General features: G+C 66.1%; 17 protein-coding genes and 1 tRNA gene. 4 read left to right on the plus strand and 14 right to left on the minus strand.

All coding sequences use genetic code 11. From position 1 onward, the window contains the following. Positions 1-80 precede the first annotated feature (80 nt). Positions 81-1,166, minus strand: coding sequence for a patatin-like phospholipase family protein (locus AC3A6F_RS23610; protein WP_487685809.1), 1,086 nt, complete (start codon positions 1,164-1,166; stop codon positions 81-83). Positions 1,167-1,261: 95 nt separating this feature from the next. Here AC3A6F_RS23610 and AC3A6F_RS23615 point away from each other — a divergent pair, with 95 nt between their 5' ends. After that, positions 1,262-3,142 carry a DUF3857 domain-containing transglutaminase family protein gene (locus AC3A6F_RS23615; protein WP_487685812.1) on the plus strand — a complete coding sequence of 627 codons (1,881 nt, stop codon included), beginning with the start codon at positions 1,262-1,264 and terminating at the stop codon, positions 3,140-3,142. 24 nt (positions 3,143-3,166) lie between these two features. On the opposite strand, the gene pth is transcribed toward AC3A6F_RS23615, so the two are convergent. The 7 genes from pth to AC3A6F_RS23650 form a co-directional block, all read right to left on the minus strand. Further along, the gene (gene pth, locus AC3A6F_RS23620) at positions 3,167-3,751 is read right to left on the minus strand and encodes an aminoacyl-tRNA hydrolase (protein ID WP_147936431.1); all 585 of its coding nucleotides are present in this window, start codon (positions 3,749-3,751) and stop codon (positions 3,167-3,169) included. A gap of 123 nt (positions 3,752-3,874) precedes the next feature. Further along, positions 3,875-4,462 carry a 50S ribosomal protein L25/general stress protein Ctc gene (locus AC3A6F_RS23625; protein ID WP_320473391.1) on the minus strand — a complete coding sequence of 196 codons (588 nt, stop codon included), beginning with the start codon at positions 4,460-4,462 and terminating at the stop codon, positions 3,875-3,877. Positions 4,463-4,805: 343 nt separating this feature from the next. Then, positions 4,806-5,756 carry a ribose-phosphate pyrophosphokinase gene (locus AC3A6F_RS23630; protein ID WP_109345370.1) on the minus strand — a complete coding sequence of 317 codons (951 nt, stop codon included), beginning with the start codon at positions 5,754-5,756 and terminating at the stop codon, positions 4,806-4,808. A gap of 145 nt (positions 5,757-5,901) precedes the next feature. Beyond that, a tRNA-Gln gene (locus AC3A6F_RS23635) sits at positions 5,902-5,978 on the minus strand. Positions 5,979-6,043: 65 nt separating this feature from the next. Further along, positions 6,044-6,943, minus strand: a complete 900-nt coding sequence (gene ispE / locus AC3A6F_RS23640; protein ID WP_487685816.1) for a 4-(cytidine 5'-diphospho)-2-C-methyl-D-erythritol kinase — start codon at positions 6,941-6,943, stop codon at positions 6,044-6,046. Between the two features lie 3 nt (positions 6,944-6,946). After that, positions 6,947-7,540, minus strand: coding sequence for a lipoprotein insertase outer membrane protein LolB (lolB, locus tag AC3A6F_RS23645; RefSeq protein WP_487685819.1), 594 nt, complete (start codon positions 7,538-7,540; stop codon positions 6,947-6,949). Between the two features lie 230 nt (positions 7,541-7,770). Beyond that, on the minus strand, positions 7,771-9,648 hold the full coding sequence (locus AC3A6F_RS23650) for a tetratricopeptide repeat protein (protein ID WP_487685822.1): 1,878 nt from the start codon (positions 9,646-9,648) through the stop codon (positions 7,771-7,773). A 108-nt stretch (positions 9,649-9,756) separates the two neighbouring features. Between AC3A6F_RS23650 and mutM the strand changes: the two genes are divergently transcribed. Genes mutM through mutY form a run of 3 tightly spaced genes read left to right on the plus strand, consistent with a single transcriptional unit; the run spans position 9,757 to position 13,653 of the window. Beyond that, positions 9,757-10,590 (plus strand): bifunctional DNA-formamidopyrimidine glycosylase/DNA-(apurinic or apyrimidinic site) lyase, encoded by an 834-nt coding sequence (gene mutM / locus AC3A6F_RS23655; RefSeq protein ID WP_487685825.1) that lies wholly within the window; start codon positions 9,757-9,759, stop codon positions 10,588-10,590. A gap of 19 nt (positions 10,591-10,609) precedes the next feature. Beyond that, positions 10,610-12,532 (plus strand): dynamin family protein, encoded by a 1,923-nt coding sequence (locus AC3A6F_RS23660; RefSeq protein ID WP_487685828.1) that lies wholly within the window; start codon positions 10,610-10,612, stop codon positions 12,530-12,532. Next, positions 12,529-13,653 carry an A/G-specific adenine glycosylase gene (gene mutY / locus AC3A6F_RS23665; RefSeq protein WP_487685832.1) on the plus strand — a complete coding sequence of 375 codons (1,125 nt, stop codon included), beginning with the start codon at positions 12,529-12,531 and terminating at the stop codon, positions 13,651-13,653. Before AC3A6F_RS23660 ends, mutY begins: the two co-directional genes overlap by 4 nt. A 69-nt stretch (positions 13,654-13,722) precedes the next feature. Here mutY and AC3A6F_RS23670 read toward each other — a convergent pair whose 3' ends face one another. The 6 genes from AC3A6F_RS23670 to AC3A6F_RS23695 all read right to left on the minus strand — a co-directional run bounded on the left by AC3A6F_RS23670 (position 13,723) and on the right by AC3A6F_RS23695 (position 20,989). Further along, on the minus strand, positions 13,723-14,361 hold the full coding sequence (locus AC3A6F_RS23670) for an NAD(P)H-dependent oxidoreductase (protein ID WP_487685835.1): 639 nt from the start codon (positions 14,359-14,361) through the stop codon (positions 13,723-13,725). Positions 14,362-14,389: 28 nt separating this feature from the next. After that, a complete protein-coding gene (locus AC3A6F_RS23675) occupies positions 14,390-15,178 on the minus strand; it encodes an SDR family NAD(P)-dependent oxidoreductase (RefSeq protein WP_487685838.1) in 789 nt (262 codons plus the stop codon). 136 nt (positions 15,179-15,314) lie between these two features. Further along, positions 15,315-16,196 carry a LysR family transcriptional regulator gene (locus tag AC3A6F_RS23680; RefSeq protein WP_487685840.1) on the minus strand — a complete coding sequence of 294 codons (882 nt, stop codon included), beginning with the start codon at positions 16,194-16,196 and terminating at the stop codon, positions 15,315-15,317. Between the two features lie 12 nt (positions 16,197-16,208). Next, positions 16,209-17,354, minus strand: a complete 1,146-nt coding sequence (locus AC3A6F_RS23685) for a deoxyguanosinetriphosphate triphosphohydrolase (protein ID WP_487685843.1) — start codon at positions 17,352-17,354, stop codon at positions 16,209-16,211. Positions 17,355-17,365: 11 nt separating this feature from the next. Further along, positions 17,366-18,976 (minus strand): bifunctional shikimate kinase/3-dehydroquinate synthase AroKB, encoded by a 1,611-nt coding sequence (aroKB, locus tag AC3A6F_RS23690; RefSeq protein ID WP_487685873.1) that lies wholly within the window; start codon positions 18,974-18,976, stop codon positions 17,366-17,368. A 105-nt stretch (positions 18,977-19,081) separates the two neighbouring features. Next, positions 19,082-20,989 (minus strand): Ig-like domain-containing protein, encoded by a 1,908-nt coding sequence (locus AC3A6F_RS23695; RefSeq protein ID WP_487685845.1) that lies wholly within the window; start codon positions 20,987-20,989, stop codon positions 19,082-19,084. Between the last annotated feature and the right edge of the window lie 7 nt (positions 20,990-20,996).

The following is a 20,996-nucleotide window of genomic DNA, read 5'->3' on the forward strand; positions in this document are numbered from 1 at the left end:
GTAACCCGGACCGGGCCGGCTGCCGCAAAAAACGGCGCTTTCCACGCCTGCCGCAACGGTCGGGTTTTCACAATGACAAGCTAGATCGGCTTGATGCGCCCCAGGTCCGGCCGCAGGGCAAATTCGGCCAGCTCGTCGCGCAGCCGCTCCCCTTCCCCGATCGCCCGCTTCCAGGTGCGCGCGCGCTCATCGTGATCCAGGCCGTAGAAGGAGAAATCGGCCCGGTCCGGCAGTTTCCCGCGCGGCAGCGTGCGCAGGAATTCGTCGGATGGCGCCACCAGCAGCACGTTGTCGAGCCAGCCACGATTGGCGCCGCGCGCCGCCCTTCTCCACGGGAATCCCTTATCCAGCCAGCCCGGCACGATGTGTTCGGTGAAGTGCGGGTACAGCACCAGCTCACCCCTGGCCCGCGAATACGGCAGCGCCAGGTGATAGTCGATGATGCCTCCGTCCCAATAGCTGCCGGCGGGCGCCTCGGCGATGCCGGTCACCGCCTTCATGATCAGCGGCAGCGTGCCGGAAGCAAGCAGCCCGGCCTCCAGGTTGTCGCGTGTGAGCGTCGTGAAATGCGTATTGAAGCTATCAAAGCGCTCGCGCAGCCATGGCGCCGCGCCGCGCGCATCGCCAATCACGACCCGCTCCATCAGACGCCCCAGCCAGGCGCGCGAACCGGCGTTGTGCAGCGCCGCCGACAGGAAGCCGCGCATCTCGGCATAGCGGTGTGCCGGCGCCGCCAGCGAACGCAGCCCGCGCACGGTCAGCAGGTGCAGCCGGTAATGCTCGTGGTTGACGATATCGTCTTCATGCCCGCGCACCAATTCGCCCAGCAAGGCTTGCACGACGTCGTCGATGTCCTGCGGCGTGGGCTTGAGGCGCGTGTAGCGCTGGCCCGCGTACAGCTCTCCCAGCAGGGCGAAAGCCTTCACTGTATCCTTCTGGCAGGCGGCCGCCATGCGCCAGGCGCCGATCGAGGCGCCGATCAGCGTGCGTTCGCGAGGTTGAGAGGGAAACCATTCTCCGAACATCCATTGGTCCAGCGACTGGAAGATCAAGCCCTTGGGGCCACCCGCCGCGGCCGGCACGATGGCCACGTCCTGGGCCCGCAAGCCGTGTTCTGCAATCTGCGCCATGGCCAGCGGCCCGGCATGAAAAGTGAGCGCCTTCATGCCGAAATTATCGCAGGAAGCATGCGCTTGCGCCCGATCAATCCTGTCACCGTACTGCTGCGTAACATGGGCCGGTCGCGTGTCCGGAGAATGCCATGCCCCTGCGCTTCGTCGTCATGCTGTGCTTGCTTCTATGCGCATTGCTGTGCCTGCCTGCGTCGGCGAGCGCGCTCGAGGCCGATAGCGGCACCGACCGCTCGGTGGTGGTGGACCGTTACATCCAGCATTTCGTGGTCGAAACGGGCGGCGGCTACACGCTCACGGTCGAGCAGGCCAAGACCATCGTCAACCGCGCGGCGCTGCACGAACACGCCCAGTTCTACATCGGCTACAACCAGTCGCTCGACGAAGTCGTCTCCGTCGAGGCGCATACCGAAAAGGCCGACGGCCGGCGCCTGGCGGTGCAGCCGCACCAGATCCGCGACCAGCAAGAAGCCGCCTCGCTCGACGCTCCGATGTTCCAGGACACGCGGCTCAAGATCGTCGTCTTCCCCGACGTCGAAGCGGGCGACAAGGTCGCGGTGCGCTACGTCGTGCGGCGCCACACGCCGCTGTTTCCCGGCCACTTCGAAGACCTGACGTCGGCGCGTTTCCAGCGCCAGCGCGACTTCCGCCTGATCTACGACATGCCGGCCTCGATGCCCCTGCACGCCGACGCGGTCGGCTTCGAGGCGATTGCCACAATCAGCACGCCCGCCCCTGCGCCCGGCAAGCGCCGCTACGCCTGGCGCTATGTCGACGGTGACAATGCGCGGCTGGAGGCCGATTCCGTCAGCTATCTCGACTACGGCAGGCGGCTCGCGGTCTCGACCTTCGCCGACTATGCCGCCTTCGCGCGCGCCTACCAGGAGCGCGCCGCCGGCAAGGCGCTGCCCGACGACACGGTGGCGGCGCTGGCGGCCAGCATCACCGGCGCCACCCTCGACCGCCGCACCCGTGCGATCGCCCTTTCCGACTGGGTGCGCAAGAACGTGCGCTACGTCGGCGTCTATCTCGGCCCCGGCGGCGTGGTGCCGCATGCGGCGTCGAGCGTGCTGGCCAACCGCTATGGCGACTGCAAGGACCACGCGACCCTGCTCGAGGCGCTGCTGGCCAGTTCCGGCATCGACAGCACGGTAGCGCTGGTCAATAACGGCGACGCCTATCGCCTGCCCGACGTGCCCACGCTGGGCGTGCTCAATCACGCGATCGTCTACATTCCTTCGCTGCAGCTGTATCTCGACCCCACCGCCGAATCGGTGGCGGGCGGCTTTTTGCCCGCAGCGCTGCTCGGCAAGCCGGCGGTGCTGGCGCGCTCGGGAGAATTCGCGATGATCCCTTTCTTCCAGCAGGCGCGCAGCCGCACTTTCACCCAGTTCGACATCCAGCCCGACGGCGGCAGCCGCTTCAAGGTCACGCGCACCAGCAGCGGCGCCCAGGCCGAGCCTTATCGGCGCGTGGTGCGCGCCACGCCGGCGGCCGAGCGCGACCGCTTTGTCGAACGCATGCTGCAAGGGCTGGGGCAACAGGGAGGCGGCGTGCTGGAGCCGGGCGACACCGAAGGCGTGGCCGACGATTACACCCTGTCGTTCCGTGGCGCCAGCAGCGGCTTCACGCAACTTCCGGGGCCGGCAGGGCTGGCCACCACGTATAACTTCTGGGGAGGATTGGGCGACGCCGTGTTCGCGTTCACGCAGGAGCCCGAGCGGCGCCAGGAGTTCGTGTGTCCGGCGATCGATGCCGAGGATGAACTACGCTTCCACCTGCCCAAGCGCGCGCAGGTGCTGGCCCTGCCGCGCGCCGTCAAGGTGATCGATGCCAACTTCGCCTACCGCTCGCATTACCAGCGGCGCGGTGCGCTCGTGACGGTCAAGCGCCAGCTCAAGTTCAGGCACACGGCGGCCACCTGTTCGCCCGACGACTACCGGCGCATGCGGCCGGCGCTCGAACGCATGCTGCGCGACCTGCGCTCGCAGGTCGTGGTGCGGGGAGGATAAGGTAAAGAATCGAAGAGCGCGGCCTCAGGCCGTGTGCAACTGCATCGTCGCCACGTCGAGCTTGCCTTCGCAGGCGAGCGGGATGATGCGCAGGCTCTTGTCGATCGATTCCTCGATCAGGCTTTGTTCTTCTTTACGCGGGCGGTGCAGCACAAAGTCGGCCACGCCCTGTTGCAGGCTCAGGCTGCGCGGATGGCCGATGCCGAGGCGCAGGCGCCAGTATTCCTGGGTGCCAAGGGCCGCGGTGATGTCTTTCAGGCCGTTGTGGCCGCCCGATGAGCCGCCCTTCTTGAGCTTGGCGACGCCGGGCATCAGGTCGAGTTCGTCGTGCACGACGAGGACTTCGTCCGGATTGATTTTATAGAAGCGCGCCAGCGCGCCGACCGACTGGCCCGAACGGTTCATGAAGGTCTGCGGCTCGAGCAGCCAGACGTCGTTGCCCGAGATCGAGGTCTTGGCCACCAGGGCGTTGAAGCGCGATTCGCGCTGCAGGCGGCAACCCGGCAGGCTATTGGCCAGGTTGTCGACCAGCCAGAAGCCGGCGTTGTGGCGGGTTTGTTCGTATTCCGGGCCAGGGTTGCCGAGGCCGACGATCAGACGGATAGACATGCGTGGGTCTTTGAGGAAAAACGCGATTATCGCTCAAACCTGCCGAGCACAAAAACAAAACCCGCCGGGCAAGCCGCGGCGGGTCTTTTCGATGCGCCACCGAAGCGGCGCGATCAGCCGATATTACTCAGCAGCGGTTTCAGCAGTAGCTGCGCCGCGTGGGATCGAGGTGGTGGCGATGGTCAGGTTCTGGCCATGGGTCAGCACGGTCACGCCTTCTGGCAGGACCAGGTCGCCGGTGTGGATCGATTGGCCGGCTTCCAGCTTCGACAGGTCGACTTCGATGAACTCTGGCAGTTGACCTGGCAGGCAAGACACTTCGATTTCGTTCAGCACGTGCGACACGATGGCGCCGCTCAGCTTGACTGCTGGCGAGACTTCGGCGTTCACGAAGTGCAGGGTGACCTTGGTGTGGATCGCCTTCGAGGTGTCGACGCGCTGGAAGTCAGCGTGCAGGACCAGTTGCTTGAATGCGTGCATCTGGAAGTCACGCAGCAGCACTTGCTGGGTCTTGCCGTCGATTTCCAGGTCCAGCACGGAACCGTGGAATGCTTCTTTCTTGAGCGCGTGGTACAACGCGTTGCCGTCCAGGGCGATCAGTGCCGGGGCTTCGGTGCCACCGTAGATGATGCCTGGGGTCTGGCCAGCGTTGCGCAGGCGGCGGCTCGCTCCGGTGCCCTGTTGAGTGCGGTTAAATGCGACTACTTTCATGTGAAACTCCAAAAAATAAATCGGGCCCGAATGTCGGGAAAAACGTTTCCCGGCCCGGTTGCCCAAGTGGCGACCATCCCCGCGACCAGGGACGGTCAAGAAAGAGCGCCAGGTTGCGCGCTCAAGAAAATCGATACTTCGGCACTACCGCAAGGTCGTCCCCGCGCAGGCGGGGACCCAAGTTCTGCATGCTGCAACGGTACTGCATGAGCCGTCGAAGCGCTTACAAACTTGGGTTCCCGCCTGCGCGGGAACGACGTGCTTGGTATAACTTATTCTGATACGTCAACGGCGCGCCGGCTGTTTCAGCCAGGCGCGCCGTGAAATACGACGTCGAAACTGCTTAGTCGACGAACAGCGAAATCACCGAGTCGCCCTTGACGATCCGCTTGAAGGTCTCGGCCAGCAGCGGTGCGCAGGTCAGCTGGCGGATCTTGCCGCAAGCGGCGCCGGCTGGGCTCAGCGGGATGGTGTCGGTGACGACCAGTTCGTCCAGCGGCGAGTTCGCGATGCGATCGATCGCCGGGCCGGACAGGACCGGGTGCGTGCAATAGGCAACGACTTTCTTGGCGCCGCGCTCCTTGAGCACTTCGGCGGCCTTGCACAGGGTGCCTGCGGTGTCGACCATGTCATCCATGATCACGCAGTTGCGGCCTTCGACTTCGCCGATGATGTTCATCACTTCCGACACGTTCGCCTTCGGGCGACGTTTGTCGATGATCGCCAGGTCGCAGCCCAGGCGCTTGGCCAGGGCACGTGCGCGCACCACGCCGCCGACGTCAGGCGACACGACCAGCAGGTCGTCGTAGTTGCGCTTCTGCAGGTCGCCCAGCAGGATTGGCGATGCGTAGATATTGTCGACCGGGATGTCGAAGAAACCTTGAATCTGGTCGGCGTGCAGGTCCATGATCAGGACGCGCTCGACGCCGGCTTCTTCCAGCATGTTCGCGACGACTTTGGCCGAGATCGCGACACGCGCCGAACGCGGGCGGCGGTCTTGGCGGGCATAGCCGAAGTAAGGAATGGCGGCGGTGATACGGCCAGCCGAGGCGCGCTTGAGGGCGTCGACCATCAGCATGATTTCCATCAGGCTGTCGTTGGTCGGTGCGCAGGTCGATTGCAGGACGAAGACGTCCTTGCCACGCACGTTCTCGTTGATCTCGACCATGACTTCGCCGTCGGAGAACTTGGAGACGACTGCTTTACCGAGAGGAATGCCGAGACTTTTTGCGACCCCCTCTGCTAGTGCCGGATTGGCATTGCCGGTAAAAACCATCAGGTTTTCGTAAGCCATGGGAGTCCTAAAGGGTAAAAAGCGTTTGAACGGTAGAAAAACAATCAGCCGGATTAACCGGCTGATTAGCTTGCTGACGCGGCGCTCGGCACCGTATCGCGATTTTCTTGCTGGACGCTCAGGCATCGACAGAACAAGAAAACTTTGGCAGGGGAACAAGGATTCGAACCTTGGTATGCCGGAATCAAAATCCGGTGCCTTAACCAGCTTGGCGATTCCCCTACACGATCTTTACTGCTTGCCGCCAGCATTTTAACTTGCTGCTCAACGCTGCGACAGGCAGTATTTTATTCTACAACTCCCTGATTTTGCAAGAGCGATTTCATCAGCGGGTGTCTCTTCAGCGACTTCGCTTTCCATGCCGTCCACTTGCCCGGCACTTGCGCCAACACCTGGTCGGCAGCGTCTTCGCTGGAGAACGCGCAAAACACGCACGCCCCTGAGCCAGTCATCCTGGCATCGCCATGGCCGCTCAACCATTCAACCGCCTCTGCTACCGGCGGGAACAGGCGCATCGCCACGTCCTGCAAATCATTTTTCCCAAAACCAACCGTACTGCATGAATCGGTGTGGCTGGAAAAGTCCGCTATTTTGACGGGCTTTGAATCTCTTGTCAAATCCGGCGCAGAAAAAATTGCGGGCGTCGGCACCGCGACACCCGGTTCGATCACCACATACCAGCAATCCGGCCCTGGCACCGCCTGCAAGGCCTCCCCCACGCCTTCCGCGAACGCGGTTTCGCCGAACAGGAAGAACGGGATGTCGGCGCCCAGCGGCAAGCCCAGCGCCATCAATTCTTCGCGGCTCAAGCCGGCTTGCCAGAGCGCGTTGGCCGCCATCAAGGCGGTGGCAGCATCCGACGACCCTCCGCCCAGCCCGCCGCCCATGGGCAAGACCTTGTCCACCCTGACGGAGATGCCTGGCGGTAGCCGGCCACGGCGGCGCGCAAACTCGGCTTGCAGCAGGCGCAGCGCGCGCACGACCAGGTCCTGGTCTTCGGGCACGCCCGGCACGTCGTTGGTGCGGCGAATCTGCTCGTCGTCGCGCAAGTCGAAATGCAGGCGGTCGGCACGGTCGATCAGTTGAAATACGCTTTGCAGCAGGTGGTAGCCATCGGCGCGGCGGCCGGTGACGTGCAGGAACAGGTTGAGCTTGGCCGGCGCCGGGCAATCGTGCAACGAACGCATGAATCAGGCCGCCGGCAGGATGACGATGCGGATCGCCAGGTCCGTAATGTCGCCCGAGGCGGCGCGCTCGGCCTGGATGAGACGCGGCACCGGCTGGCTTGCCGCCGGATCCTGCCATTCGACGAAGCGCAACCGCCAGCCATCTTTGGTCGTCACGCTGTTATTGGCCGGCGAGGCGCGGAAGCGCTGCCCCTGCGCATCCAGCGCATAGCCTTGCAGCCAGTCGCGCAGGCCGGACACCGGCAGCGGCCAGCCCAGCGTCTCCTGGGTCAGGCTGTCGATGTCGCCCGCAGTGCGCTCCTGGCCGCCCTGGACCAGGGTCGCGTTCGTCGGCGTGACATTGATCGTGGCCACCGTCTGGCCCAGCGGAGAAATCAGGGCGACGTCGATCGCCGCAGGCCGCTGTTCCCAGTTGAAATTGCCGGTGATCGACTCTTGCCTGCCATCCTTCTGGTAATTGACCGACAGCTTGCCCGTCAGATCGATGGTGTCGCGGTAGTCGCCGACCGTGGCGGTGGACAGGTTGGCGGTGCTGGTGGCGCAGCCGGCCAGGATGGCGGCGCAGGCGAGCAGGGTGAGACGACGGGTCAGCGGCATAGAAAAATGTCTGGAGTGCAGTTAAGAAAAAACATGAACGTAGCCAACAGCCTGATTGCTGTCAGCGAGCGCGGAAACGTCGTCCCCGCGAAGGCGGGGACCCAAGTTGCATGCAGTGCCACTGCGTTCGATCGGAGCGGCGGAGCGAAATACTTGGGTCCCCGCCTTCGCAGGGACGACGTGCGTGCGCAGCTTAGCTGAGCTGCACAAACCCGCAAAAACGGATTATTTCACAAGGCAGGCCGCAACCGCGCCAGCGTGGTGCGCAGCGTGTCGTTCTGCGGATCCTTGGCGCGCGCCTCGCGCCACAGCTTCTCGGCCGCCGACTTATCGCCCTTCTGCCACAGCACCTCGCCCAAGTGGACGGCGATCTCGGGGTCCTTGCGCAAATCGTAGGCGCGGCGCAGGAATTTCTCCGCCTCAACCAGGTTACCCATCCGATAATGGATCCAGCCCATGCTGTCCATGATGAAGGGGTCGTCCGGCGCCATGTCGAGCGCCTTGGCGATCAGGCCATAGGCTTCCTGCAGGCGCACATTGCGCTCCGCCAGTGAATAGCCGAGGGCGTTGTAGGCATGGTGGTTGTCCGGCGTTTGCGCCATCACTTCACGCAATTGCGCTTCCATCACGTCGACCTTGCCCAGTTTTTCGGCCAGCAGCGCGAAGTCGTACAGCAGGTCGGGATTCTTCGGGAAGCGCTTGGTGGCCGCGTCCATGACCGCATAGGCTTCCTGCAGCTGGTTGGCTTCACGCAGCAGCTGCGCCTCGGCCGCCATGAGCTGGGCCTGGCGCACCGGATCGTCGGTCTTGATTTCGGTCAGCAAACGCCGCGCGCTGTTCAAGTCGCCGCCCTTGCCGACCAGGTGGGCGCGGCGCAGCTGGACATTGAAGCTGGTTTGCGGATCCGTGCCTTCCGGCACCTTGTCCAGCCATTGCAGGGCGCCGACCAGGTCATTGCGCTCTTCCGCCAGTTGCGACAGGATCAGGAGCGCGCGCGAAGGATCGCGTTCGTCGTCAGGATTACGCCCCAGCACTTCCACGAAGCGCGTGAAATATTGTTCGGCGCCGGGCGCATCGTTCATCTGGGTGGCCAGGATGCCCAGCGCATACAGATGGGCGACATTGTCGGGCTGGGCCTTGACCAGCAGCTCGAACTCACGCCGCGCAGCCGGATAATCCTTGCGGTTGACCAGCACCCGCGCATAGGCGGCGCGCACATCGTTCGCCTTCGGATAGCTCTTGAGGAATTTCTGCATCAAGGCCACCACTTGCGCCTCGTCCTCGGTCACCTGCGCCAGCATCAGCAAGGCGATCTCGGCGTCGGGCTTGATCGCCAGCGCCGCCTGGGCTTCGCTGCGGGCCAGCGCCTTGTCGTCACGCACCAGCGCGATCTGGGCGCGCACGACGCGCGCTTCCATCGTGTTTTCGTAGGGCGCGATCAGGCGCTCGAGCATGGCGATCGCCGCTTCCTTGTCCTTCGCGCGGCCCAGCAGTTGCTGCACCTGGAACAGCAGCACGCCGCGCCGGGCCGGGGTCGCCTCGCGCAGGCGCTGCTCGAAGATCGGTTCAAGTTCTGCGATCTTGTCGGACGTAACCGCCATGCCGACGAAATACTGGGTCGCTTCGTCGGAATCCGGATCGAGCCGGTACCACAGGCGCACCGCGGCCAGGGTGTCGTCGGCCTGCTTGGCGGCCACCGCCATCTCGGCCGCGCGGCGCGCCAGGCGCGGATCGCCGGTGCGCTGGGCCAGGTTATAGACGGTCAGATAAGGCCCCTGCCAGTCGCCGTTGCGAAACGCGAATTCCGCCTTCATCAGCTGCTCGAGCATGACGGGCGTGAGCTCGACCTTGGGCAGGCGCGCTTCTTCCTCGGCCTTTTGCTTGGCCGCCAGCTCTTCTTCGTCCAGCTCGGGCTCGGCCTCCTGCTGTGCGGATTGCTGCTGGCCAGACTCGACCTGCTCGCCGGCGGCGAGCGACTGCTGTTGCGGGGAGACAGCACATCCTGAGAGCAGGCCTGCAAGCAGCCCGGAGACGGTTACAATGGCGAAAGCGTTTTTCAAAGCAAGTCCAAAATCCGAGTTGATGTTTTGATTTGATTCTACGCTCATGCGCAGGCGCCTGCCGCGCATGAGCTGCGTCAGGATTCCTGGCGCCAGCCCGGCCCGCAGGCTGCCCAGCCGCGACGGCAACCCGACTTTACACGATTCGTCTCCCCCATGCCTGAACTGCCAGAAGTAGAAGTCACCCGGCGCGGTGTCGCGCCCCATATCGAAGGCCGCATCGTCCAGCAGGTCGTCTGCCGCCGCGACGGCCTGCGCTGGCCCTTCCCGCCCGGCCTTGGCGCGCTGCTGGCCGGCCGCCGCATCCTGTCCACCGGCCGGCGCGGCAAATACCTCCTGATTCATTTCGAGCACGGCACCCTGATCATCCACCTGGGCATGTCCGGCCACCTGCGCGTGCTGCCGCCAGGCATCGAACCGCGCAAGCACGACCATTTCGACCTCGTCGTCAATGGCCCCGAAGGCGTGCAAGTGCTGCGCCTGCACGATCCGCGCCGCTTCGGCGCCGTGCTGTGGCATGCCAACGAGGATGGCGACCTGGAAGAACACATCCTGTTGCGCGGCCTGGGCGTGGAACCGCTCGGCGAACATTTCAACGGCGCCCTGCTGCATCGGGAAACGCGGCGCCGCAGCGCCCCGATCAAGCAGGTGCTGCTGGCCGGCGACATCGTGGTGGGTGTCGGCAATATCTACGCCTGCGAGAGCCTGTTCCGGGCCGGCATCAGCCCCAAGACGGCGGCCTCGCGCATCAGCCGCGCGCGCTACGACCGGCTGGCCGAAGCGATCCGCGAGATCCTGGCCGCCGCCATCGTCCAGGGCGGCAGTACCCTGCGTGACTTTATTGCTGTAAACGGGCAGTCTGGATATTTCCAGCAGACATATTTCGTCTATGATCGTGCTGGTGTGCCCTGCCGCCAGTGCGAGGCGCCGGTCCGCCAGATCAAGCAGGGCCAGCGCTCGACTTTCTATTGCGCGCAGTGCCAGCGCTGAGAACATAACGGGCTGAACGATGCAGGATCTACAACAGTATGGAGCGTGGCGGGCCGGCGTTGCCGCCAGCCTCGATGGCTACGGCACTGCCCTGCGCGAAGCAGGACTGATCGACGCCGCCGGCGAACAGGTGCTGGCGCGCGCGCTCGGACGCTTGCGCGACGACCGGCTGTCGGTCGCCTTCGTGGCCGAGTTCTCGCGCGGAAAAACCGAGCTGATCAACGCCCTGTTCTTCGCCGACTACGGCCAGCGCATCCTGCCGTCCAGCGCCGGCCGCACCACCATGTGCCCGACCGAGCTGCTGTGGGATGCCCAGCTGCCGCCCTGCATCCGCCTGCTGCCGATCGAGACCCGCGCCGGCCAGCTGTCCCTGGGGGACTACCGCGACGATCCCGGCGCCTGGACCGTGCTGCCGCTCGACCTGGACGATCCGGACGCGATGCACGAGACGCTGCGCCAGGTCAGCCAGACCCGCCATGTGGCAACGGGCGAGGCCGAGCGCTATGGCCTGTTCGATCCGGAAGATCCCGACCTGGCCGCCAGCGCCGATGCGGACGGCCGTATCGAAATCCCCCGCTGGCGCCACTCCATCATCAACCTGCCGCACCCGCTGCTCAAGCAGGGCCTGGTGATCCTCGACACCCCGGGCCTGAACGCGATCGGCACCGAGCCGGAACTGACGCTGAACCTGATCCCGAACGCGCACGCGGTGCTGTTCGTGCTGGCCGCCGACACCGGCGTGACACGCAGCGACATCGAGGTCTGGCGCACCCATATCGGCGCCGGGCCGGGCCGCCTGGCGGTGCTGAACAAGATCGACGCCATGTGGGACGAGCTCAAAAGCCCAAGCGCCGTGCAGGCCGAGATCGCACGCCAGCAGCACGACGTCGCGCGCCTGCTCGGGCTGGACGCCGGCCAGGTCTATCCGGTCTCGGCCCACAAGGCGCTGGTCGGACGCATCGGCGGCGACATGGCCTTGTTCGAGCGCAGCCGCATGGGGGCGCTCGAATCGGCCCTGTTCCACCAGCTGATCCCGGCCAGGCGCGCGATCAATGCGCGCCAGCTGCGCGCCGACCTCGAGATCCTGGCGGCAGGCCAGCACGCGCTGGTGGCGGCGCGCCTGCGCGAGCTGGTCGAGCAGTTGCAGGAGCTGCGCAGCCTGCGCGGCAAGAACCAGGGCATGATCGCCCACATGGTGCGCCGGGTGGAGGCCGAGAAGAAGGAATTCGACGCCGGCCTGTTCAAGCTGCAGGGCACGCGCGCCGTATTCACGCGCCTGTCGACCGAGCTGTACACCCTGGTCGGCATGGACGGCCTGCAGGACCGGACCGAAACGGTGCGGGCCGCGATGTCGGCGGCGCGCTTTGCCACCGGCATGCGCGCGCCGGTGCGCAACTACTTCGCCGGCGCGCGCGCCGGCCTGCTCGACGCCTGCGCCAAGGTCGACGAGATCAAGTCCATGATGGACGCCATGCACCGCCGCTTCGCGGCCGAACACGGCCTGTCGCTGGCGCTGCCGCAAGCTTTATCATTGACGCGCCACGCCGACGAGATCGACGCCATCGAAACGCTGTTCGAGCGCCAGTTCGGCACCGCGACCCTGTTGATGACCAGCCGCGCGACCTTGCTCGAGCGCTTCTTCGACTCGATCGCCTCGCGCGTGCGGCGCGTCTACCGCGCCGCCAACGCCGACGTCGAAGCCTGGCTGAAGGTCGCCAACGCGCCGCTGGAAACGCAGATCCGCCAGCACCGCGACAACCTGCGCCAGCGCCAGGCCACGGTCCAGCGCATCCACGACGCCAGCGACAGCCTGGAACAGAAGATCGGCGCCTTCGAGCACGGCCAGGCCGAACTCGAATCCACGCGCCAGCGCCTGGCCGCCATCGCGGCCGGCGTCACCACCACACTAGAGGCTTCGAGCCTGCAACACGACACCGCATGAAACGCCTCACCGAATTCGACCAGCTAGCCGATCCGACCTTCTCGAAGGCCGTGATCGACTGGCAGCGCAGCCATGGCCGCCACACCCTGCCCTGGCAAAACACGACCGACGCCTACCGCGTATGGCTGTCCGAGATCATGCTGCAGCAGACGCAAGTCGCCGCGGTGCTGGGCTACTACGCCCGCTTCCTGGAGCGCTTCCCGACCGTCCACGCGCTGGCCGAAGCGCCATCGGAAGACGTGATGGCCCACTGGAGCGGCCTCGGTTACTACACCCGCGCGCGCAATCTGCACGCCGCTGCCCGCCGCGTGGTGCAGGACTACGACGGCGTATTCCCGAGCGACCCGGCGTTGCTGGCCGACCTGCCCGGCATCGGCCGCTCGACCGCGGCGGCGATCGCGGCGTTTTCCAGCGGCGTACGCGCCGCCATCCTGGACGGCAACGTCAAGCGCGTGTTCGCGCGCGTGTTCGGCATCGACGCCTATCCCGGCCTGAAACCCATCGAGGATGCGCTGTGGCGGCGCGCCGATGCCCTGCTGCCCGAGGTGGCCGGCAACCCCGGCGCCATCGAGGCCTATACCCAGGGCCTGATGGACCTGGGCGCCACCCTGTGCACCCGTTCGCGTCCCGACTGCGGCCGCTGCCCGCTGCAGGCGCGCTGCGTGGCCTTCGCCACCGGCCGCACCGCCGAACTGCCGGTGCGCAAGCCAAAGAAGGCGACGCCGGAAAAGCGCACCGCGCTGCTGGTGGTCATCGACCGCGGCGAAGTGCTGCTGGAACAGCGTCCGCAAACGGGCATCTGGGGCGGCCTGCTGTCGCTGCCGGAAGTGGGCGGGCATGTGCCGATGGATGAGAATGAAGCGCCGGTCTGTACCTCGGACGTTGCCGCTGCCGCCGGGCCATTCGGCACGCTCGACGAAGTGCGGCCACTGAGCCCGCTGGTGCACGTTTTCACCCACTACAAGCTGCACATCGCGCCGTTCGCGGTGACGCTGGCGACGCGCTCCGAGCTGGCGCCTGGTCACGTCTGGTGGAAACTCGATACGATCGGCGAGGCGCCGCTGCCGGCGCCAGTCAAGAAGCTGTTGCTGGATCTGGCAAGGCCAAGCTTGTTCGGATGATTCGTTTTCAATTTTCTCCGATTTTCACGGGCCGTGAAAATCAAAAATTATTGAAACGGTCGGCGAACCTCAACCAAAAGCGAGAACGAAGTCCTCGCGCGAACGCCGCACCTTCTTGAGCTTCACCAGCCAGTCGCCATCCGCATCGCGGTGGCCAAGCGCCAGCATGCTGACGCTGCGCAGGCCCATGGCTTCGAGCCCCAGCACCTGGTCCACGCCGGGCGGATCGAAGCCTTCCATCGGCGTCGCATCCACCCCTTCCATGGCGGCGGCCACGATGCCGGTGCCCAGGCCGATATAGGCCTGGCGCGCGGCGAATTCGAAATTGGCTTGCCTGCCTTGCGCCGCATGCTTGCTCAGTAACACCTTGCGATAGGCTTCCCAGCCCTCGTTGACGAAGCCGCGCTCACTGTTCACCAGGTCGAACATCTTGTCGATGCGGGTCGGCGTCATGTCGTCCCAGGCGGCGAACACCAGCAGGTGCGAGCAGTCGACGATCTGCTGCTGCTCGTTGGCGACCGGCTTGATGCGCGCGCGCAGCTCGGGATCGCTCACCACAATCAGGTCATACGGCTGCAGGCCGCTGGAGGTGGGCGCCAGGCGGATCGCCTCGACGATGCGGTCGACCTGTTCCTGGGCCGCCGGCCGCGCCGGATCGAATTTCTTGGTGGCGTAGCGCCATTCCAGGCGCGAGAGTAGTTGGTTCATCTTCCTGTTTCCTTTGTTGGTAGGCGGTTTACGCGATGGTGTCGACCGTTCCACCGTCGACGCGCAGCGCTGCGCCGGTCGTGGCCGACGCCTGTTTCGAGCAGACATAGACGACCATGTTCGCCACCTCGTCGGGCGTGGCCACGCGCTGCAGGATGGACGAACTGCGATGCTCCCTCACGAATGCGTTCGCCGCCGCCAGTGCGCTGGCATGGTCGCCGCCCGGCGCCACCATCTGCTGCACGCCTTCCGACAGGGTTGGCCCGGGCAGCACCGCATTGACCGTGATGCCGGTGCCGGCCAGGCTCTTGGCCAGGCCGCGCGAGATGGCCAGGTTGCTGGTCTTGGTGAAGCCGTAGTGGATCATGTCGGCCGGGATGTTCAACGCCGATTCGGACGAGATGAACACGATGCGGCCCCAGTCTTTCTCTTGCATGCCGGGCAGGTAGGCGCGGCTGGCGCGCACGCCGGACATGACGTTGATCTCGAAGAAACGGGTCCATTCTTCGTCGGGGATCTCGGCGAAGGGTTGCGGGTTGAAGATGCCGACGTTGTTGACGAGGATGTCGGCGTGCGGCTCGGCCGCCTTGAGCGCCGCCACGCCCTGGGCGGTGCCGAGATCGGCGGCGACGCCCCGCACCTGGGCGGCGGGGACGGCCGCGCGCAGCTGCGCCAGCGCTCGGTCGACCTGGTCCTGCTTGCGTCCGGTGAGCACCACGGACGCGCCGGTGCGCGCCAGTCCTTCGGCGATCGCGTAGCCGATGCCGCGGGTCGAACCGGTCACGATGGCGGTCTTGCCGGTCAAGTCGATATGCATGATGATTCTCCTGTTCAGTAAGAGAAATCATCTTAGACCTCGGCCGACGGCTGAAACATCGGCCAGAGGACAAATCACCTTTCGAGATCCGGCGCGAATCGGCGCAGGTTTGCGCCGGTTTGCGCCGGCTTGCGCCCTACGCTGCCAGCGCCGCCGCCAGGTAATCCACCAGCGCCGCCACCCGCCGGCTGGGCGGGCTGGCCGGGTACACGGCATACAGGTCGACCGGCCCCGCCAGAAAGTCGTCCAGCACGGCTTCGAGGCGCCCGGCGTCGAGATCGCGCTGCACGTCCCAGCGGTTCTTGAAGGTGACGCCCCTGCCCTCCAGCGCCCAGTCGCGCAGCACCTCGCCATCGCTGGCCTGGCGATCCCCGCTCACCTTGACGTTGAACGGTTTTCCGTCGGTTTGGAAATTCCAGGCGGCCAGCGGCGCATCGGGCCGCGCCAGCACCAGGCAGTTATGCCCGGCCAGCTGTTCGGGATGCGTCGGCCGGCCCGCGCGCTCCCAATACGTCGGCGCGGCGCATACCAGGCGGTCGCCGCGCACCAGCAGGCGCGCATGCAGGCCGGAATCCGGCAGCGGGCCGCTGCGCAAGGTCAGGTCGATGTTGTCGTGGATCAGGTCGACCGTGCTGTCGCTGAGCAGCAGGGTCAGGCGCAGGCCGGGATGAAGCGCCTGGAAGGCGTCCAGCAAGGGCCGCAACTGCTTGCGGCCGAAGTCGTTGGTGGCGCCGATGCGGATCGGCCCGGACAGCGGCCCGTCTTCCTTCAGCGCGGCCAGCAGGCCATCCCACTCGCCCACCAGGCGACGCGCGTCCGCCACCAGTTGCTCGCCCTCGTGCGTCAGGGCCAGGCGGCGCGTCGAGCGCTTGAGCAGCGTGATGCCGAATTCCTGTTCCAGCTGGTCGACCGCCAGGGTGACGGTGGAGATGGCGACGTTGCGCTGGCGCGCCACGCCCGAAAAGCTGCCGGTGGCCGAGACGTCGAGCAGCAGGCGCAGCGCGTCGATCCGGTCCATGGCGGCCCAGGATCAGAAATGATCGAGCGAGAAGATGCGCCGATGCTCGCGAATCGCGTAGCGGTCGGTCATGCCGGCGATGTAGTCGGCGATCTTGCGCGCCTGCTTGATGGGGTCGCCCTCGACCTGGTAGTCGTTCGGCAGCAGCACCGGGTCGTCGAGGAAGGCCTGGAACAGCTCGCGCACGATGCGGCTCGCCTTCACCCGCATGCGGTTGACCTGGAAGTGGCGGTACAGGTTGGCGTACAGGAAGCGCTTGAGGGCCGTGGTCTCGGCGCGCATCTTGTCCGAGAAGCGGATCAGCGGCGGGCCGGCGCGCACGTCGTCGATGGTCTGCGGGTTCGCGTCCAGGATCCGCTGGGCCGAGGTCTCGACCAGGTCGGCCGTCATCGCCGTGATCATCAGGCGGATCGTCTCGTAGAGCGCGCGCCGTCCCGCCAACCCGGGATACTGGAGCTCCACTTGGTGGCGAAGGCGCGCGAACAATTCCACCTCTTCCATCTGCTTCATGGTCAGCAGGCCGGAGCGCAGGCCGTCATCGATATCGTGGTTGTTGTACGCGATCTCGTCGGCCAGGTTGGTCAGCTGCGCTTCCAGGCTCGGCTGGCTGCGCTCGATGAAACGCTGGCCCAGGTCGCCCAGCTGGCGCGCATTGTTGAGCGAGCAGTGCTTGAGGATGCCCTCGCGCGTTTCGAACGTCAGGTTCAGGCCATCGAAGGCGCCGTAGTGCTCTTCCAGATGATCGACCACGCGCAGGCTTTGCAGATTGTGCTCGAAGCCGCCGAAGTCCTTCATGCAGTCGTTGAGCACGTCCTGGCCCACGTGGCCGAAGGGCGTGTGGCCCAGGTCGTGCGCCAGCGCGGTGGCTTCGACCAGGTCTTCGTTCAGGCGCAGGCTGCGCGCCAGGGTGCGGCCGATCTGCGCCACCTCGATGCTGTGGGTCAGCCGGGTGCGGAACAGGTCGCCCTCGTGGTTCAGGAACACCTGGGTTTTATATTCGAGCCGGCGGAAGGCGGTCGAGTGGATGATGCGGTCGCGGTCGCGCTGGTATTCGCTGCGCGAACCCGGACCCGGCTCGATGTGGCGCCGGCCGCGCGACTGCGACGAGTGCGCAGCAAAGGGAGCCAGGCTGGCGTCGAAGCTCCACGTAGCGTTCATCGTGTGCCCCTTTAGCCGCTGCACGCCGCCAGGGTCGAGCGCAGGATGTCCAGCGGGGCCGTGGTGATCGACGGGCTGCCGAGCGGCTTGAGCAGGATGAAGCGAATCTCGCCGCCCTCGTTCTTCTTGTCGACTTCCATCAGTTCGATCCAGCGCGCCTCGCCAAGATCGGGCGCCACGGCCGGCAGGCCGGCGGCGCGCACCAGGGCGCGCACGCGCTCCACGGCGGCGGGCTCGATCAGGCCCAGGCGCGCCGACATATCGGCCGCCATCACCATGCCGCAGCCGACTGCCTCGCCGTGCAGCCATTCGCCGTAGCCCAGGCCATTCTCGATCGCGTGGCCGAAGGTATGGCCGAAGTTCAGCACTGCGCGCAGGCCGCCTTCGCGTTCGTCCTTGCGCACCACCTCGGACTTGATCTCGCACGAGCGCGCGATCGCATAGGCAAGCGCTTGCGGCTCGCGTGCAAGCAAGGCCTCGACGTTCGCCTCGATCCAGTCGAAGTAGGCCGCGTCGAGGATGGCGCCATGCTTGATCACCTCGGCCAGGCCGGCCGACAGCTCGCGCGCCGGCAGGGTGTCGAGCGTCGCGGTGTCGGCGATGACGGCGCGCGGCTGGTAGAAGGCGCCGATCATGTTCTTGCCCAGCGGATGGTTGATGCCGGTCTTGCCGCCCACCGAGGAATCGACCTGGGACAGCAGCGTGGTCGGGATCTGCACGAAAGGCACGCCGCGCATATAGCTCGCCGCGGCGAAGCCGGTCAGGTCGCCGATCACGCCGCCGCCCAGCGCCACCAGCGTGGTCTTGCGGTCGCATTTGTGTTGCAGCAGCGCGTCGTACACGAGGTTGAGCGACTGCCAGTTCTTGTGCTCTTCGCCGTCCGGCAGCACGATCTCGAGCACGTCGCGGCCCGCGGCGCGCAGGTGGCCGGCCACCTTGGCCAGGTAGAGCGGCGCGATGGTGGTGTTGGTGACGATGGCCACCTTGTTGCCGCCGATGTGGCGCGCCAGCAGCGCGGCGTCGTCCAGCAGGCCGCGGCCGATCGCGATCGGGTAGCTGCGCTCGCCGAGGTCGACGTTGAGGGTGATGTGGTCCTGTTCGTTCATCGATGTCCTTGCCAGCCGGCGCGCGCGCGCTGTTTCCTGCGCCGCCAGCTGATCCAATATGGTCTGTACCATCGATTGTACGTTAGGACGGCCGGTGTCGATGACGAGGTCCGCAATCTCGCGGTACAGCGGATCGCGCTGGGTCCACAGTTCTTCGAGTTTCGCGCGCGGGTCGGCCGTCTGCAGCAGCGGACGGTTCTTGTCGTGGGCGGTGCGCTGCAGGATGCTGCCGATCGAGGCGCGCAGGTAGATCACGGTGCCGCGCTCGGCCAGGAAGGCGCGATTCTGCGGGTTCAGCACGGCCCCGCCGCCGGTGGCCAGCACCAGGCCCTGCTGGCCGGTGAGGTCGCGGATCACGTCCGCCTCGCGCCGCCGGAAGCAGGCCTCGCCCTCGATCTCGAAGATCCAGGGGATGGTGGCGCCGGTGCGCGCCTCGATCTCGTGGTCGGAATCGACGAAGCGGCGATTGAGCTTGCGTGCAAGCAATCGGCCGATCGTGGTCTTCCCCGCCCCCATCAGGCCAACAAGGAAGATATTGTCGTTCTTGGGATGTGGCACTACCAAACCCGCTCTGATAAAAAGACGGCCAGTATAGACTGGCCGCCTGTCAATCCGCCAATTTTATGGGCGGGAGCACGTGAAGGCCAGCTTGAACGGGATCGAGGTGATCTTGCCGCGTGGCGTGGTGGCGCGCACGTTGAACGTGGCCGCACTGGAGGTCGTGCACGGCTTTTCGCCGGTCGCGGCCACGGTGATGGTGTGGCTCGACCCCACGGCGCCCGTAGCGGTGCCGACGAAGATGCTCGGCACGGTTTCGGGGATGACTTCGACGCCGCTGGCGTTGACCGCGCCGGTGACCGAGATCGTGGTGCCGGCCGGCAGCGGGTTGTCGTTCAGGTCGGTGAGCTTGAGCGTGAACACCTTCGAATCGTTGGCGTTGGCGCTGCCCAGGTCGATCGGCATGGTGGTCGCCGGCCGCGCCGCGTTGTCGAGGTAGACGTTGGCCACGTCGGCATTGCTGAAGGTGATCGTGGTGCTGGCGAACTGGGTGTTGGCGCCGTCGGTCGTGCTGGCGCAGATCGTGGCCACGCCCATGCGCCTGATGTCCGAAGTGGAGCCGGGGCCGGTATTGCAAGGGGTGGCCGGAATGTTCGGGATGGCCTTGCGCGGTTCCTGGGTGCGGAACGGCACCGAGCAGCCGCCGTTGACGGTGGTGCAGCCGCCCTTGTCCGACGAACCGATGGCGCCCATATTGGTCTGGAACACGACCGGGGTGCCGTCGGCGACCGGGTTGCCGAAGGCGTCGGCCAGCAGCACGTTGACGGTGGCGGCAGGCGTGACGGGACCGCTGTCGAATTCCCAGCCGTCCACGTTACCCTGGGTCACGGAGAGCGAGAAGGCGCGCTGCACCGGCAGGCCGGTGGTCACGACGATCGAGTCCGAGGTGGTGGAGATGTCGGTGCCGTTGGCCGGGGCGGTGCCGGGCAGCACGGCGCGCACGCGGAACGAGGTCGGCACGGCGCCCGAGTTGACGGTGGTGATCACCTCGCCGTTCTGGTCGGTGCGGTCGATATTCTTGTTCAGCGTGACCAGCCCTTCGGGTTCGAGCGAGAAGCGCACTTCCTTGTTGGCCAGCGGACGGTTGAACAGGTCGAACACGCGGAAGCGCAGGGTCGCGGTCTCGGTGCGGTTGATGCCGCCCTGGCCGCGGATCACGATCGACTTGTCGGTCGGCAGCGCTTCGACGAACTGCACCGACGCGGCGCCCGGCTGGGCGATCACGAGCGAACCCGTGGCCGGCGTCGTGACGCCGTCGGCGGTGACGGTGATGGTGTCGTTATTGCCGCAACCCTGGTCGCGGTAGACCGTCTCGGCGGTGCCGTTATTGGTGGCGACGACGGCGGCCAACGTGGCCTTGCCGCCGGCGACGCAGGCCGACGTGAAGTTGACGTTGACCTGGCCCATGTACTTGGCGCCGTTGGCCAGCAGGTCGACCGAGATCTTGCTCGAATCGTAGGCATTGATGCTGGCCGGTTCCAGGCGCAGCGCGCTGAAGGTCAATGCGGTGGCGTTGACCGAGTAGTTGGCGGAACTCGTGATCGCGGTGCCGGCCACGGTGGCGCTGGCCGTGACGCTGCCCGCGCCGCCGGCCGCCAGGCTGGCCACGCGCATGGTGATGCTGGCGGTGCCGCTGGCATCGCTCAGGGCGGTGCCGGCGCCGGGCGTGAACACGGCCAGGTCGTCGGCGGTGGTGAAGGTGACCAGCGCATTCGGTACCGGCTGCTTGTTGGCGTCGAGCACCAGGGCGCGCACCGTCAGCGGGGTGGCGCCGGACAGCGCGGTGCTGGCCGCGCCCGTGGCGCTGACCAGGCTCACGCCGACCGTCGGCGCCGCCGGCGTGACCGGCGTGCTGTCGTTGCCGCCGCTGCCGCCCGGGGTGCCCGGATTGCCGCCGCCGCCGCCGCAGGCGGACAGGGTTGCGGCCAGGAGCAGCGCCAGGCTGCCATACTTGATGTGCTGGTTGTTCATTTTATTA

It is taken from the genome of Massilia sp. Soil_C_3, assembly GCF_057657035.1.

Coding starts and splice junctions, on each gene's coding strand:
- aroKB (WP_487685873.1), bottom strand. CDS start 18,976: ATGGGGGCGGGGAAGACCACGATCGGCCGATTGCTTGCACGCAAGCTC.
- AC3A6F_RS23675 (WP_487685838.1), bottom strand. CDS start 15,178: ATGCATATCGACTTGACCGGCAAGACCGCCATCGTGACCGGTTCGACC.
- mutY (WP_487685832.1), top strand. CDS start 12,529: ATGAAACGCCTCACCGAATTCGACCAGCTAGCCGATCCGACCTTCTCG.
- AC3A6F_RS23685 (WP_487685843.1), bottom strand. CDS start 17,354: ATGAACGCTACGTGGAGCTTCGACGCCAGCCTGGCTCCCTTTGCTGCG.
- lolB (WP_487685819.1), bottom strand. CDS start 7,540: ATGCCGCTGACCCGTCGTCTCACCCTGCTCGCCTGCGCCGCCATCCTG.
- AC3A6F_RS23630 (WP_109345370.1), bottom strand. CDS start 5,756: ATGGCTTACGAAAACCTGATGGTTTTTACCGGCAATGCCAATCCGGCA.
- AC3A6F_RS23670 (WP_487685835.1), bottom strand. CDS start 14,361: ATGAACCAACTACTCTCGCGCCTGGAATGGCGCTACGCCACCAAGAAA.
- AC3A6F_RS23660 (WP_487685828.1), top strand. CDS start 10,610: ATGCAGGATCTACAACAGTATGGAGCGTGGCGGGCCGGCGTTGCCGCC.
- mutM (WP_487685825.1), top strand. CDS start 9,757: ATGCCTGAACTGCCAGAAGTAGAAGTCACCCGGCGCGGTGTCGCGCCC.
- AC3A6F_RS23625 (WP_320473391.1), bottom strand. CDS start 4,462: ATGAAAGTAGTCGCATTTAACCGCACTCAACAGGGCACCGGAGCGAGC.
- AC3A6F_RS23610 (WP_487685809.1), bottom strand. CDS start 1,166: ATGAAGGCGCTCACTTTTCATGCCGGGCCGCTGGCCATGGCGCAGATT.
- AC3A6F_RS23650 (WP_487685822.1), bottom strand. CDS start 9,648: ATGAGCGTAGAATCAAATCAAAACATCAACTCGGATTTTGGACTTGCT.
- AC3A6F_RS23680 (WP_487685840.1), bottom strand. CDS start 16,196: ATGGACCGGATCGACGCGCTGCGCCTGCTGCTCGACGTCTCGGCCACC.
- ispE (WP_487685816.1), bottom strand. CDS start 6,943: ATGCGTTCGTTGCACGATTGCCCGGCGCCGGCCAAGCTCAACCTGTTC.
- pth (WP_147936431.1), bottom strand. CDS start 3,751: ATGTCTATCCGTCTGATCGTCGGCCTCGGCAACCCTGGCCCGGAATAC.
- AC3A6F_RS23695 (WP_487685845.1), bottom strand. CDS start 20,989: ATGAACAACCAGCACATCAAGTATGGCAGCCTGGCGCTGCTCCTGGCC.
- AC3A6F_RS23615 (WP_487685812.1), top strand. CDS start 1,262: ATGCCCCTGCGCTTCGTCGTCATGCTGTGCTTGCTTCTATGCGCATTG.